Source organism: Microbacterium sp. CH-015 (genome assembly GCF_049707015.1).
Classification (GTDB): domain Bacteria; phylum Actinomycetota; class Actinomycetes; order Actinomycetales; family Microbacteriaceae; genus Microbacterium; species Microbacterium aurum.
In genome coordinates this window covers 167332-179826 of record NZ_JBNAFJ010000001.1, presented here as the reverse complement: position 1 = coordinate 179826, position 12495 = coordinate 167332, and the positions used below count along the sequence as shown (strand labels likewise).

Genomic DNA, 12495 nt, shown 5'->3' with positions numbered 1-12495 from the left:
TCGAGACGGGCGGCACCGCCACCGGCGGCGCCGACACCGGCGGCGCCGACACCGCGTCCGGGCGGCGCGCTTACAGGCCCTGCCAGGCGGGTTTGTTCGCGAACGCGTAGCGGTAGTAGTCGGCGTGGGCCAGCTGCGAGGCGGCGGCCTCGTCGACGACGACGGTGGTGTGCGGATGCAGCTGGATCGCCGATCCCGGCAGCGAAGACGTCACGGGACCCTCGACGGCACCCGCGACGGCGGCGGCTTTGCCCTCGCCGAACGCCAGCAGGAACAGGTGCCTCGCCTCGAGGATCGTGCCGAGGCCCTGCGTGATGCAGTGCATCGGCACCTCGTCGACGGAGTCGAAGAAGCGCGCGTTGTCCTGCCGGGTCTGCTCGATGAGCGTCTTCACGCGGGTGCGCGAGGCGAACGACGATCCCGGCTCATTGAAGCCGATGTGGCCGGAGGTGCCGATCCCGAGGATCTGCAGGTCGATGCCCCCGGCATCCGCGATCGCCCGTTCGTAGTCCTCGCCGGCGTGCGAGATCGTCTCGAGCGCGCCGTTGGGGGTGTGGATGCGTTCGGGGTCGAGCCCCAGCGGTTCCACGACCTCCTTCGTGATGACCGACCGGTAGCTCTCCGGGTGGTGCGGGTCGATGCCGACGTACTCGTCGAGTGCGAACCCGCGCACCCGCGACACGTCGACCCCGGCCAGGCGAGGGCGCAGGGCCTCGTACACCGGCAGCGGCGTCGACCCGGTCGCCAGTCCCAGCACGGCATCGGGGCGTGCGGTGATGAGCTTCACGATCTCTTCGGCGACGAGCTCCCCCGCCGCCGCAGCGGACGGGACGATCACGATCTCAGCCATGGACGACAGCCTCCTGCGCGTTCGTGTCGGCGCCGACGATCGCGGCGCCCAGCGCCGCCGCGGGCGATCCCGGCGGCAGCAGATCGACGCGCTCGGGCAGGCGCAGCGAGCGCAGGAACGGCCATGCGGCTGCGCTGGCCTCGAGCTCGGTCACCACGGGGCCCAGCATACGGTCGCCGAGGGCCGCGACGCCTCCCCCCAGCAGGACGGAATCGACGTCGCAGCCGAAGCGCCGAGGAGCGCGAGGGCTCCGAGCTTCTTGTTCATGGTGTCTTCCTTTGTCTCTCTTGGCGATTCCCGGGGCCGGGTGACCCATCCGGGGGATGAGGGGTGTCAGGACACCCCGAGCTGTCCTGACAGGACCATGACGGCCGCGCCGCGGAGGACGATGTCCTCGCCTTGCGTCGTCATTCGCACCTGCACGCCGTCATGGAACTGGGCGAGCGTGCGGGCACGCAGCGTCTCGACGGTCGCCTGAGCGAGGGTCCCGTCGAGAAGATCAGGGATGCCGGAGAGCACGATCTCCGACAGGTCGAGGGCGCCGACGACCGGCGCGAGGGCGATGCCGAGGCGATCGCCGGCATCGCGGAGGATGGCGTCGCGGTCGGCGCCGGACTCGGCCAGGCGCGCCTCGAGGGCGGGCACGGACAGCCACGCCTCCAGGCAGCCGATCTTGCCGCAGACGCAGACCGGTCCCCCGTCGGTGCCGACGGTGACGTGGCCGATCTCCCCGGCCGCGAAGCGGCTGCCGCGCAGGGGCTGACCGCCCGCGAGCAGGCCCGAGCCGACGCCGCGGCCGACGCGCACCACGAGGACGTCGGCGGCGGCGCCGCCGAAGGTGTACTCGGCCAGCACCGCCGCATTGGCGTCGTTGGCGACGAGGACCGGCAGATCCAGCCGGGCGCGCAGCGCCCCCTCGAGGTCGACGTCGGTCCAGCCGAAGTTCGGCGCCGTGAGCACGACGCCGTGATCGTCGACGACACCCGGCGTTCCGACGCCGATGCCGAGGACCGGCGCGTGGGCGTCGGCGACCAGGCGGGATGCCAGTTCCACGACCGCTTCGAGGATGTCGGCGGTGTCGGCGGGCACCGGCGCGTCGTGGCGGGCGACGATCTCGCCGTCGAGGGTGAGCACGGCGCCGAGGAAGCGTTCGGTGCCCGAGAGGTCGAGCCCGACGATGCGGTGGCCTTCCCGGTCGAGATCGACGAGGATGGCGGGCTTGCCGGGTCCCGTCACCTCGCGCAGGCCGCGCTCGGCGACGTAGCCGTCGTCGATGAGCTCTGCGACGAGGTCGGAGATGGTCACGCGCGTCAGGCCGGTCTCGCGCGACAGGTCCGCGCGCGACATGGCACCCTGGTGGAAGAGGGTCTGCAGCACGAGCGATCGGTTGTGCGCCCGCGCGTGCTCGGGCAACACCTTCGCGGCGTGGCGCATCCCGCGTCCGCTGCGCTGCAGATCCGATCTCGACATATTTGTTAGTAGACCTTACGAACAAACGGACTGCAAGCCGTGCAGCGTATTTGGCAGGAGCGTTTACAAAATCGTTACATTCGCGAAATCCGTACGGATGCCGGCCGTCGCGGCCCTGTTCACCGCCACCCTTGCCCTCGGGGCGTGCGCGGGATCGACGCCGGAGCCGTCGCCCTCCCCCACCTCTTCGGACACCCAGACCGTCGCCGAGGCATGCGACACCGTCCGCGCCGGCGTGGATGACGCCGTCACCCAGCTGCGGGCCATCGACCCCGGCGATCCCCAGGCGGCGGTGACGGCGCTGTCGGGCGTCGCCGACCGACTCGGCGCCGCCGCGGGAGCGGTCGGCAACGCGGATGTCGCCGCGCTCCTCCCCGAGCTGCAGCAGGGGTTCGCCGCGGCATCCGAGACCCTCACCGCCATCGCCGGCGGCGACCTCTCACAGCTGCCGAAACTGCAGCAGATCACCACCGACATCCAGGACGGCTTCACCCGCTTCGCCGAGCTCTGTACCACACCGTGACAACGATCGGCGCCGATCCCGTACCATTGAGGGGCGCGGGAGCGCAGAACACGGGGGTGTCGCGGTGACCGATCTCGCCACGAAGAACGAAGCCGACGGTGGGGCGGGGCCCTCGGCGTTCGCCGACACCACCGCAACGACGGCCGCAACGGCCGTGCTCGATCACCCGGACGCACCCGCCGCACCCGGCGCGCTGACGCCGGAGAGCTCCGGCGACGGCGCCGCGCCCGTGCAATGGGCTCCGGCCGAGCCCGCGCCCAAGAAGAAGCGGCTCTGGCTGTGGATCGGCGCACCGGTCGCGCTCGTGGCCGCCGGTGCCGTCGCGGCTTCGCTCGTGCTGATCGCGCCCGGGACGGCCGTCGCCGGCGTGCCTGTGGGCTTCATGACTCCGGGGGCGGCGACCGACGCGATCGATCAGCGCCTGGCATCCACATCCCTCGTCCTCGGCGACGGGGGCCCGACGGTCACCGGCGCCGACCTCGGCGCCACGGTCGACGCGGCCGCGCTGGCATCGGCCGCATTCGACGAGCGGCCGATGTGGAACGTCACGCAGTGGTTCGGCGACGCCGTCGACGCGCCGATCACCCTCGACGCCGACGCCGCCACGGCCGCGCTGCGCGCCGCCGTGCCCGCCGCCTTCACCGATCCGACGCCGGCCGCCGTCTCGTTCGACGGCACCGCGTTCGTCGTGACCCCCGCCGTCGACGGCACGGGCATCGATGTCGACGCCGTCACCGCCGCCCTCCACGACGCCTTCGTCGCGGGCAAGACCTCGGCCACGATCGACCTCACCTCGAGCCCGGTCGCCTCCCCGGCGACGACCGAGAAGGCGCAGGCCGCCGCCGACCAGGCGAACGCGATGCTCGCGAACATCGGCTTCTACGTGGGCGACGAGCGCACCGTTCCGGTCGACGCCGCGACCGCGGCGGGCTGGCTGACGGTGACCTCCGACGCATCCGGAGCCTTCACCGTCACCGCCGACCCGGCGAAGATCCAGCCCTCCATCGATGCCCTCGCCGCCGCGGTGAACCGGCCGCCGGTCAACGGCGGCGTGATCGTGAACTCCGCCGGAAGCGAACTCGGCACCGCTGCCCCCGGTCAGGACGGCCGCACGCTCGGAGACACATCCTCGGTTGCCTCTGATTTCGCCGCCCAGCTCGCCGAAGGCAATAGCGCGTTCGCGCTACCTGTGACGATTACGCCCGCGACGATGGTCAAGCTGGAGCGGCTGCTTGAAGTCAACCTCAGTGAGCAACGGATGTACGTCAAAGAAAACGGCGTCGTTCTCGACTCCTGGTACGTCTCGACTGGCCGCAAGGGCGCCGAAACTGAGACTGGCCACTACAACATCGGTTGGAAGACACCGAGCCAAACCATGACGGGCATCGCGCCCGACTCTGGGAAGCCATACGTGCAGGAAGACGTCCTCTGGGCGATGTACTTCAATGGCGACCAAGCGTTCCACGGCGTCTACTGGCACTCCAACTGGGGCAACCAGATGAGCGCGGGTTGCGTGGGAATGCCCGAGTTCCGCGCTGAGCAGATCTACGAGTGGGCTCCTCAGGGCGTGGACGTTTGGGTGCACTACTGAAACTGCATCCGTTGTGCTCGCCTACCACGCATCTGAGTAGGTAACGACGAAGCGGCGGATGCCGAGGCATCCGCCGCTCGTCATTCTCGCCTCAGAGGGCGTCGATCACCGCGTTGAGCGTCGCCGACGGGCGCATGACGGCCGCGACCTTCGCCTCGTCGGGGTGGTAATACCCGCCGATGTCGACGGGGTGGCCCTGGACGCCGTTGAGCTCCGCGACGATGGTGGCCTCGGCATCCGCCAGCTGCTGCGCGATCGGCGCGAAGGCCGCGGCCAGCTCGGCGTCCGCCGTCTGGCGCGCGAGCTCCTGCGCCCAGTACAGACCGAGGTAGAAGTGGCTGCCCCGGTTGTCGATCGTGCCGAGCGCGCGGCCCGGCGAGCGGTCCTCTTCGAGGAACGTGCCGGTCGCGGCATCCAACGTGTCGGCGAGGATCTTCGCCTTCGCGTTGCCGGTGAACTCCGCGAAGTGCTCGAAGGATGCCGCCAGCGCGAAGAACTCGCCCAGGGAATCCCAGCGGAGGTAGTCCTCCTCGAGCAGCTGCTGCACGTGCTTCGGGGCGGACCCGCCCGCACCGGTCTCGAACAGGCCGCCGCCGGCGAGGAGCGGCACGATGGAGAGCATCTTCGCCGACGTGCCGACCTCGAGGATCGGGAACAAGTCGGTGAGGTAGTCGCGCAGCACGTTTCCGGTGACCGAGATGGTGTCTTCGCCGCGGCGCAGACGCGCGAGCGTGTACGTCGTGGCTTCGGCCGGCGGGAGGATCACGATCGTGATGTCGTGGGTGTCGAGCGTCGCGAGTGCCTGGTGCACCTTGCCGATGAGCTGCGCGTCGTGGGCACGGTTGACGTCGAGCCAGAAGACGGCGGGGACGCCGGTCGCCCGCGCGCGGGTGACCGCGAGGCGCACCCAGTCCATGATCGCGATGTGCTTGGTCTGCGTCGCGCGCCAGATGTCGCCCTGCTCGACACGGTGCTCGATGAGCACCGTGCCGTCGGAGTCGAGCACCTCGACGACGCCGTCGGCGGGGATCTCGAACGTCTTGTCGTGGCTGCCGTACTCCTCGGCGGCCTGCGCCATGAGGCCGACGTTGGGCACGGTGCCGATTGTCGCAGGGTCGAGCGGTCCGTTCGCGATGACGTCGTCGATCACGGCCTGGTAGACGCCGGCGTACGACGAGTCGGGGATGACGGCGATCGTGTCGTCCTCGCCGCCGTCCTTGCCCCACAGCTTGCCGCCGTTGCGGATGAGCGCGGGCATCGAGGCATCCACGATGACGTCGCTCGGCACGTGCAGGTTCGTGATGCCCTTGTCGCTGTTGACGTAACTGAGGCGGGGACCGTTCTCGAGGTCCTGGGCGATCTTCGCCGAGATCGCCTCGCCGTCCGCGAGTTCGCCGAGACCGGCGAGGATCGCGCCGAGGCCGTTGTTGCCGTTCAGTCCCGCCGCGGTCAGCTGCGCGCCGTAGGTGTCGAAGACGTCGGCGAAGAACGCGCGCACGACGTGACCGAAGATGATCGGGTCGGACACCTTCATCATGGTGGCCTTCAGATGCACCGAGTACAGGACGTTCTCGGCCTTGGCCTGGGCGATCGTGTCGGCCAGGAACGCGTCGAGCGCCTTCGCGGAGAGGAACGTCGCGTCGATGACCTCGCGCGGCAGGACCTTGAGGCCCTCCTTGAGCACCGTGACGGTGCCGTCGGTCGCGGTGTGACGGATCGTGAGGACGTCGTCGTGCGCGGCGATCCAGCTCTTCTCGTTGCTCTTGAAGTCGTCATGACCCATCGTCGCGACGCGCGTCTTCGAGCCGGCCGCGAACGCCTTGTTGCGGTGCGGGTGCTTCTTGGCGTAGTTCTTCACCGCGAGCGGCGCGCGGCGGTCGCTGTTACCCTCGCGCAGCACCGGGTTCACCGCCGACCCCTTGATGCGGTCGTAGCGGGCGCGGATGTCCTTCTCCTCGACCGTCGACGCGTCGTCGGGGTAGTCGGGGATGTCGTAGCCCTGCGACTGGAGTTCCGCGATCGCGGCCTTCAGCTGGGGGATGGATGCCGAGATGTTCGGCAGCTTGATGATGTTCGCCTCGGGGAGCGTCGCGAGCCCGCCGAGCTCGGCGAGGGCGTCGCCGACCTGCTGCTCGGGGGTGAGGCGCTGCGGGAACGCCGCGAGGATGCGGCCGGCGAGGGAGATGTCGCGGGTGTCGATCTCGACGCCCGCCTGCCCGGCGAAGGCTTTCACGATCGGCAGGAACGACGCCGTCGCCAGCGCGGGAGCCTCGTCGGTGTGGGTGTAGATGATGGTGGACTCAGGCACGGATGATCTCTCTTTTCGAGCGTCGCGGGGTCTTTTCGAGCGTCGCGGGGTCGAATTCAGCCTACCGCACCACGCGAAAGTATCTCGACGTCAAGATATCTTCGCGCCCGCGCGCCCCGGCATCCCGCGCGCCCCGGCATCCGCGAGACGGAACATTCGTGCCGAGACGGGACGTGGCGCACGCCGTCTCGTCATCGACGTGCCGTCTCGCGCAGCACCCGGGCCGCCCACTCCGCACGACCTATACTGCGCTGAGCAGGAAGGAACCGTCATGACCACCAGGAGCGTGCTCGCCATCGACGCCGGCCAGACCGGCATCAGGGTGCGTCTGGACACCCCGAGTGTCCAGGACGAGCTCGTCTTCCCCGGCATCGAGACACACCGGCCGCTGCTCCCCCAGCTCGCGGACGTCGCCCGCGCCTCGCTCACCCAGACCCGGGCCACGCCCGCGCTGGTCACGGCGGGCGTCTCCGGGCTCACCGCGCGTGACGCCGACGCCGACGCGCTGCTGGCACTCGTCGCGGACACCGGCATCCGCGGCGCGATCCTCGCTCACGACTCCACGACCTCGTTCCTCGGTGCGCTCGGTGACCGGCACGGGGCGGTCGTGGCCGCCGGCACCGGCGTCGTCACTCTCGCCGTCGGCCCCCGGGCGACCGCGCGCGTCGACGGCTGGGGCTACATCATGGGCGATGCGGGTAGCGGGTACTGGATCGGCCGGGAGGCGCTGGACGCGGTGATGCGCGCGTACGACGGCCGCGGTCCGGCGACGGTGCTCACCGACGCCGTGCGCGAGCGCTGGCCCGACCTGTCCCAGGCGTACATGGCACTCCAGGCGGAGGAGGAACGCGTACGCATCGTCGCCTCGTTCGCCACGCCCGTCGCCCGCGCCGCCGACGACGGCGACGCGGTCGCCCTGCGCATCACGCAGGCCGCGGCGACCGAGCTCGCGAGGAGTGTGCGGGCGGCGATCGCCCGAGTACGCGACGACGACGAGCGGTTCGCCGTCTGCGCGCTGGGCGGCGTGTTTCGTTCGCGGTCCCTGCAGACCGCGTTCGAGGACGCCCTCACCGATGGATCAACCGGCGACGACGTCGAGATCGTCCCCGCACGCGGCTTGGGGATCGACGGCGCTGTGGCGCTGGCCGATCTTTCGCCGGCCCACCCCCTGACGGCGGTGGTGCAGCGCGCAGGCTCAGCCTGACCGCGGGGCGCCCGACGCGCTCGACAACGGGCGTGCGCCGCGGTGCGCCTGGCGCCTGGCGCCCACTCAACCGGCGCAAACTGCGGCGAAACCCCCGCGACAGCGCCATCTGCGACGGATGAACCCCGGACGCCGCCGCGCACCCGCTACCGCCCGCACCCCACCGCGCGCACCGAGGCGAATATTCCTGACGAAAGTCGGATGCCGGGGTGCGACGGCTACCGATACCCTGTCGTCATGACCGAACTGCGCCTGGTGGAACTGTCTGCCGCGACCATTGTCGCCGTCAACGCGCTGTCGCTGAAACCAGGGCAGGAGCAGTTCATCGCCCCGACCAGCTACGCCGTCGCCGGGGCCGTCATCAATCCCGCGACCGCCTGGCAGCGGGTCGTGCTCGACGGCGATGAGGTCGTCGGATTCGTCAGCGCGAACTTCGATCCCGAGGCGGAGCAGGAACGGTTCCGCTCGGTGCTGTGGCGGATCAACGTCGACGCCGACGACCAGGGTCGCGGCGTCGGCCGCTTCGCCGTGGAGAAGCTGATCGAAGAGGCTCGCGCCCGCGGCATGGACCGGGTCAACGTGATCTACGAAGCAGGCGAGGGCGGCCCCGAGGCGTTCTTTTCCCGCGTGGGCTTCGAGCCGGTCGACGAGACCGAGTACGGCGAGGTCGTCGCCGAGATCCGCCTGTAGCGATGGGGTGAGCGGATGCCGGGGCGCGCGCCCCGGCATCCGTCATCACACCAGCGACTCCCGCCAGGCGGCGTGGAGCTTGGCGAACTTGCCGGTGCCGGCGATCAGGACATCGGGCGCGTCGTCCTCGATGATCTCACCGTGCTCCATGACGAGCACGCGATCGGCGATCGCGACCGTCGACAGGCGGTGCGCGATGATGATCGCGGTCCGGTCGGCGAGCAGGGTCTGCAGCGCGTTCTGGATCTGCCGCTCGCTGGGGATGTCGAGCGACGCGGTCGCCTCGTCGAGGATCAGCACGGCCGGGTCGGCGAGGAAGGCGCGCGCGAAGGAGATCAGCTGGCGCTGTCCCGCCGACACGCGGCCGCCGCGCTTGTTGACGTCGGTGGCGTACCCGTCGGGCAGGCGCTCGATGAACCCGTCGGCACCGACCGCGCGCGCGGCCGCCTTGATCTCCTCGAGCGTCGCGTCGGGCTTGCCGAGCGCGATGTTGTCGGCAACGGTGCCGCTGAACAGGTACGCCTCCTGCGTGACCATGACGATCGCGCGGCGGAGGTCCTTCGGGTGCAGCGACCGCAGGTCGACCCCGTCGAGCGTCACCGCACCGCGCGACGGGTCGTAGAACCGCGACACGAGCTTGGCGAGCGTCGACTTTCCGGCACCGGTCGTGCCCACGAGGGCGACCGTCTGACCGGCGGGGATATCGAGCGAGAAGTGCGGCAGGATCGTGCGGTCGTCGGAGTACCCGAACACGACGTCGCGGAACTCGACGTGCCCCCGCGCCTCCCACAGGTCCACCGGCTTCGCCGGGTCGGGCACCGTGGGCTCCTCCTCCAGCACGCCCGACACTTTCTCGAGCGCCGCCGTGGCCGACTGGTAGGAGTTCAGGAACATCGCCACCTCCTGCAGCGGCGAGAAGAAGTTCCGCACGTAGAGCACGGCGGCCAGCAGCGTGCCGATCTCGTACACGCCCGCCTCGATGCGCAGGCCGCCCCACAGCAGCACCGCCGCCACGGCGAACGCCGAGACGGCCATCATGCCGGGCTCGAACGTGCCGAACAGGCGCAGCGAGCGCATGTTCACATCGCGGTACTTCCCCGACAGGTCGCCGAACTCCTCGTCGTTGCGCGGCTCCTTGCGGAACGCCTTGACGGCGCGGATGCCGGTCATCGTCTCGACGAACTTCACGATGACCTTCGCCGAGACCACCCGCGACTCCCGGTACGCGCGCTGCGAGTTGCGGTAGAACCACCGCATCAGGAAGTACAGCGGCACGCCCGCAACGGCCAGCACGAGGCCGGAGCGCCAGTCGATCAGCAGCAGTGCGACGAGGGTGAAGGCGCCGTACAGGATGCCGGAGACCAGCTCGTTCAGGCCGCCGTCGAGCAACTCCCGGATGGAATCCAAATCGCTCGTCTGCCGCGAAATGATGCGACCCGACGTGTACGACTCGTGGAACTCGAGGCTGAGCCGCTGCGTATGCAGGAAGATGCGCTTGCGGAGGTCGATCATGACCGCCTGCGTGAGGCGCGCCGCGACGACGGCGTACCAGCCGATGAGCGCGGCGCCGCCGATGCCGGCGACGAGGTAGACCGCGACGATCATGATCGTCGGCATCCAGTTCGCGTCGCTGACCACCTGCGGCAGCGCCGTGTTGATTCCGTACGCGATCAGCGCCGGCCCGGCCACGCGCAGCGCCGTCGAGATCACCAGCACGAGCGCGGCGAGCGCGAGCTGCCAGCGCAGCGGCGCGACGAGCGAGCCGAGCAGGCGCAGCGAACGGCGCCGGATCGACCGCGACTCCTCGCGGGTGTAGTCCGAGCGGTCTTCGCCGGTGGTCCCGGCGACCGTTGCGGTGCTCATAGATTGACCTCCGTGGCCTGCTGGCGGGCCTGTTCGAACTCGAGGCTGGAGATGACGTAGCGGTAGTGCTCGCTGGTGCGCAGCAGCTCGGCGTGGGTGCCCACGGCGGTCACGCGGCCGGCCTCAAGCAGCGCGACGCGGTCGGCGAGCATGACGGTCGAGGGGCGGTGCGCGATCACGAGCGTGGTCGTGTCGGCCATGACCTCCCGCAGCGCGTCCTCGACGAGCGCCTCGGTGTCGACGTCGAGCGCCGACAGCGGGTCGTCGAGCACGAGCACGGCGGGCCGGGCCGCGACGGCGCGCGCCAGCGCGAGACGCTGGCGCTGGCCGCCGGAGAGCGAGAGTCCCTCTTCACCGATGATCGTGTCGACCCCGTCGGGCAGGTCGTCGACGAACCCGGCCTGCGCCACGGCGAGCGCCTCGCGCAGCACCGCCTCGGCCTCGGGGCTGCCGAGCACGAGGTCCTCGCGGCCGAGCAGCACGTTCTCGCGGACGGACTGCGAGAACAGCGTCGAGTCCTCGAAGGCCATGCCGACGTGCGTGCGCAGCTCCCGGAGCGTCAGGTCACGCACGTCGACGCCGTCGATCGTGACCCGCCCGCCGGTGACGTCGTACAGCCGCCCCGGCAGCGTCGTCAGCGTGGTCTTGCCCGACCCGGTCAGTCCCACCAGGGCCATCGTCTCGCCGGGGATGAGGTCGAGGTCGATGCCGTCCAGCAGGTCGCGCTCGCTGTCCGCGGCATCCTGATAACGGAAGTGGACGTTTTCGAAACGCAGCGCACCGCGGGGCGCGGTGATCGTGGCGGGTTCCGCGGGGTCGGTGATGGTGTTCTGCTCGTCGAACACCTCGAAGATGCGGTCGGTGGCCGTCCGCGCGTCGAGGAGGAATGAGAACAGGAAGCCGATCGATTCCATCGGCCAGCGCAGCACCGTCGCCATCGCGAAGAACGCGACGAGCTCGGCCAGCTGCAGCTGCCCCAGCTGCTGCAGCACGATGCCGACGCCCAAGCACAGCGCGAAGGCGATGTCGGGCAGCAGCACGAGCCAGAACCAGATCCAGCCGACCGCGCGCGCCTTGTTCAGCTCGGTCTCGCGCAGCGTCTCGGCCTGCCGGGTGAACTTGTGCAGGGCGTGCGAGCCGCGACCGAAGGCCTTGAGCACGCGGATGCCGTGGACCGACTCCTCCACGCTGGTGGCGAGGTCGCCGGCCTGGTCCTGGCTCTGCCGCGCAAGCGTGCCATACGTCTTCTCGAACCGGTAGCCGGCGTACCACAGCGGCGCGCAGACGATGAGGAACGTCACCCCGAGGGCCCAGTGCCAGCGGAACAGCAGTGCCATGCCGACGAGGATCGTCAGCATGTTCACCACCAGCAGCACGATGCCGAAGGCCATCCACCGCCGCAGCATGCTGATGTCCTGCATCATGCGGCTGAGAAGCTGCCCGGACTGCCAACGGTCGTGGAAGGCGACCGGCAGACGCTGCAGCATCTTGTAGAAGCCGGTGCGCAGGTCGTACTCCACGGCGGTGGACGGCGCGAGCACGAACCAGCGGCGCAGCCACACCATCGCCGCTTCGAGCAGGCCCAGCACGAGAATGGCGCCGGCGCCCCAGACGAGCTGGATCTGGTCGCCGGAGGCGATCGGTCCCTCGACGAGCACCTCGAGCACGAGGGGGATGGACAGCGCGAGCAGGCTCGCGACGAGCGCGCTCGCGGCGCCCATGACGAGACGTGGCAGCACCGGTTTGGCGAACGGGTAGAGCCGGGCCAGCGCCCGGGGGGTGGAGAGTCTCTCGGTGGAAGAGGTCATGATCCTTGCGAAGGGGTGGTGCGGATGCCGGGGTCACAGAGCCGGCGGAGGTGACAGAAGGCGCGCGGAGGCGCCGCAGGACGAAGCTGGCCCTGGCGGGGAGAACGCGACGAGCGGCGGGACGATTCCGCCGAAGGAGGACGCGAGCGCCTGTTATCCGCGCCGGCTCCCGGCGGCGCCGGCGACGG

The 12495-nt window shown here is 70.2% G+C and carries 10 protein-coding genes; 4 read left to right on the top strand and 6 right to left on the bottom strand.

Annotation, left to right across the window (positions count from 1 at the left end):
- Positions 1-70 precede the first annotated feature (70 nt).
- The 3 genes from ACPYN4_RS00835 to ACPYN4_RS00825 all read right to left on the bottom strand — a co-directional run bounded on the left by ACPYN4_RS00835 (position 71) and on the right by ACPYN4_RS00825 (position 2320).
- Entirely contained in the window at positions 71-850 is a 780-nt protein-coding gene (locus ACPYN4_RS00835) for a glucosamine-6-phosphate deaminase (protein WP_076691512.1), read from the bottom strand.
- Positions 843-1007: a hypothetical protein gene (locus ACPYN4_RS00830; RefSeq protein WP_424445355.1), complete on the bottom strand. Its 165-nt coding sequence runs from the start codon at positions 1005-1007 to the stop codon at positions 843-845. Before ACPYN4_RS00830 ends, ACPYN4_RS00835 begins: the two co-directional genes overlap by 8 nt.
- A 176-nt stretch (positions 1008-1183) precedes the next feature.
- Positions 1184-2320, bottom strand: coding sequence for an ROK family transcriptional regulator (locus ACPYN4_RS00825; protein ID WP_315549476.1), 1137 nt, complete (start codon positions 2318-2320; stop codon positions 1184-1186).
- Between the two features lie 97 nt (positions 2321-2417).
- Here ACPYN4_RS00825 and ACPYN4_RS00820 point away from each other — a divergent pair, with 97 nt between their 5' ends.
- Together ACPYN4_RS00820 and ACPYN4_RS00815 are read left to right on the top strand one after the other, a co-directional pair.
- Complete coding sequence (locus ACPYN4_RS00820) at positions 2418-2843, top strand: hypothetical protein (protein WP_239279805.1); 426 nt, start codon at positions 2418-2420, stop codon at positions 2841-2843.
- Between the two features lie 64 nt (positions 2844-2907).
- On the top strand, positions 2908-4434 hold the full coding sequence (locus tag ACPYN4_RS00815; protein WP_424445354.1) for a L,D-transpeptidase family protein: 1527 nt from the start codon (positions 2908-2910) through the stop codon (positions 4432-4434).
- Positions 4435-4525: 91 nt separating this feature from the next.
- Here ACPYN4_RS00815 and ACPYN4_RS00810 read toward each other — a convergent pair whose 3' ends face one another.
- Positions 4526-6742: an NADP-dependent isocitrate dehydrogenase gene (locus tag ACPYN4_RS00810; RefSeq protein WP_424445353.1), complete on the bottom strand. Its 2217-nt coding sequence runs from the start codon at positions 6740-6742 to the stop codon at positions 4526-4528.
- A gap of 271 nt (positions 6743-7013) precedes the next feature.
- Between ACPYN4_RS00810 and ACPYN4_RS00805 the strand changes: the two genes are divergently transcribed.
- Together ACPYN4_RS00805 and ACPYN4_RS00800 are read left to right on the top strand one after the other, a co-directional pair.
- Positions 7014-7946, top strand: a complete 933-nt coding sequence (locus tag ACPYN4_RS00805) for an N-acetylglucosamine kinase (protein WP_424445352.1) — start codon at positions 7014-7016, stop codon at positions 7944-7946.
- 237 nt (positions 7947-8183) lie between these two features.
- Positions 8184-8636 (top strand): GNAT family N-acetyltransferase, encoded by a 453-nt coding sequence (locus tag ACPYN4_RS00800; RefSeq protein WP_281652128.1) that lies wholly within the window; start codon positions 8184-8186, stop codon positions 8634-8636.
- A 45-nt stretch (positions 8637-8681) separates the two neighbouring features.
- On the opposite strand, the gene ACPYN4_RS00795 is transcribed toward ACPYN4_RS00800, so the two are convergent.
- Positions 8682-10499, bottom strand: coding sequence for an ABC transporter ATP-binding protein (locus ACPYN4_RS00795; protein ID WP_424445351.1), 1818 nt, complete (start codon positions 10497-10499; stop codon positions 8682-8684).
- Entirely contained in the window at positions 10496-12307 is a 1812-nt protein-coding gene (locus ACPYN4_RS00790; RefSeq protein ID WP_424445350.1) for an ABC transporter ATP-binding protein, read from the bottom strand. Before ACPYN4_RS00790 ends, ACPYN4_RS00795 begins: the two co-directional genes overlap by 4 nt.
- Positions 12308-12495 lie beyond the last annotated feature (188 nt).

Coding starts and splice junctions, on each gene's coding strand:
- ACPYN4_RS00805 (WP_424445352.1), top strand. CDS start 7,014: ATGACCACCAGGAGCGTGCTCGCCATCGACGCCGGCCAGACCGGCATC.
- ACPYN4_RS00800 (WP_281652128.1), top strand. CDS start 8,184: ATGACCGAACTGCGCCTGGTGGAACTGTCTGCCGCGACCATTGTCGCC.
- ACPYN4_RS00790 (WP_424445350.1), bottom strand. CDS start 12,307: ATGACCTCTTCCACCGAGAGACTCTCCACCCCCCGGGCGCTGGCCCGG.
- ACPYN4_RS00820 (WP_239279805.1), top strand. CDS start 2,418: ATGCCGGCCGTCGCGGCCCTGTTCACCGCCACCCTTGCCCTCGGGGCG.
- ACPYN4_RS00835 (WP_076691512.1), bottom strand. CDS start 850: ATGGCTGAGATCGTGATCGTCCCGTCCGCTGCGGCGGCGGGGGAGCTC.
- ACPYN4_RS00825 (WP_315549476.1), bottom strand. CDS start 2,320: ATGTCGAGATCGGATCTGCAGCGCAGCGGACGCGGGATGCGCCACGCC.
- ACPYN4_RS00795 (WP_424445351.1), bottom strand. CDS start 10,499: ATGAGCACCGCAACGGTCGCCGGGACCACCGGCGAAGACCGCTCGGAC.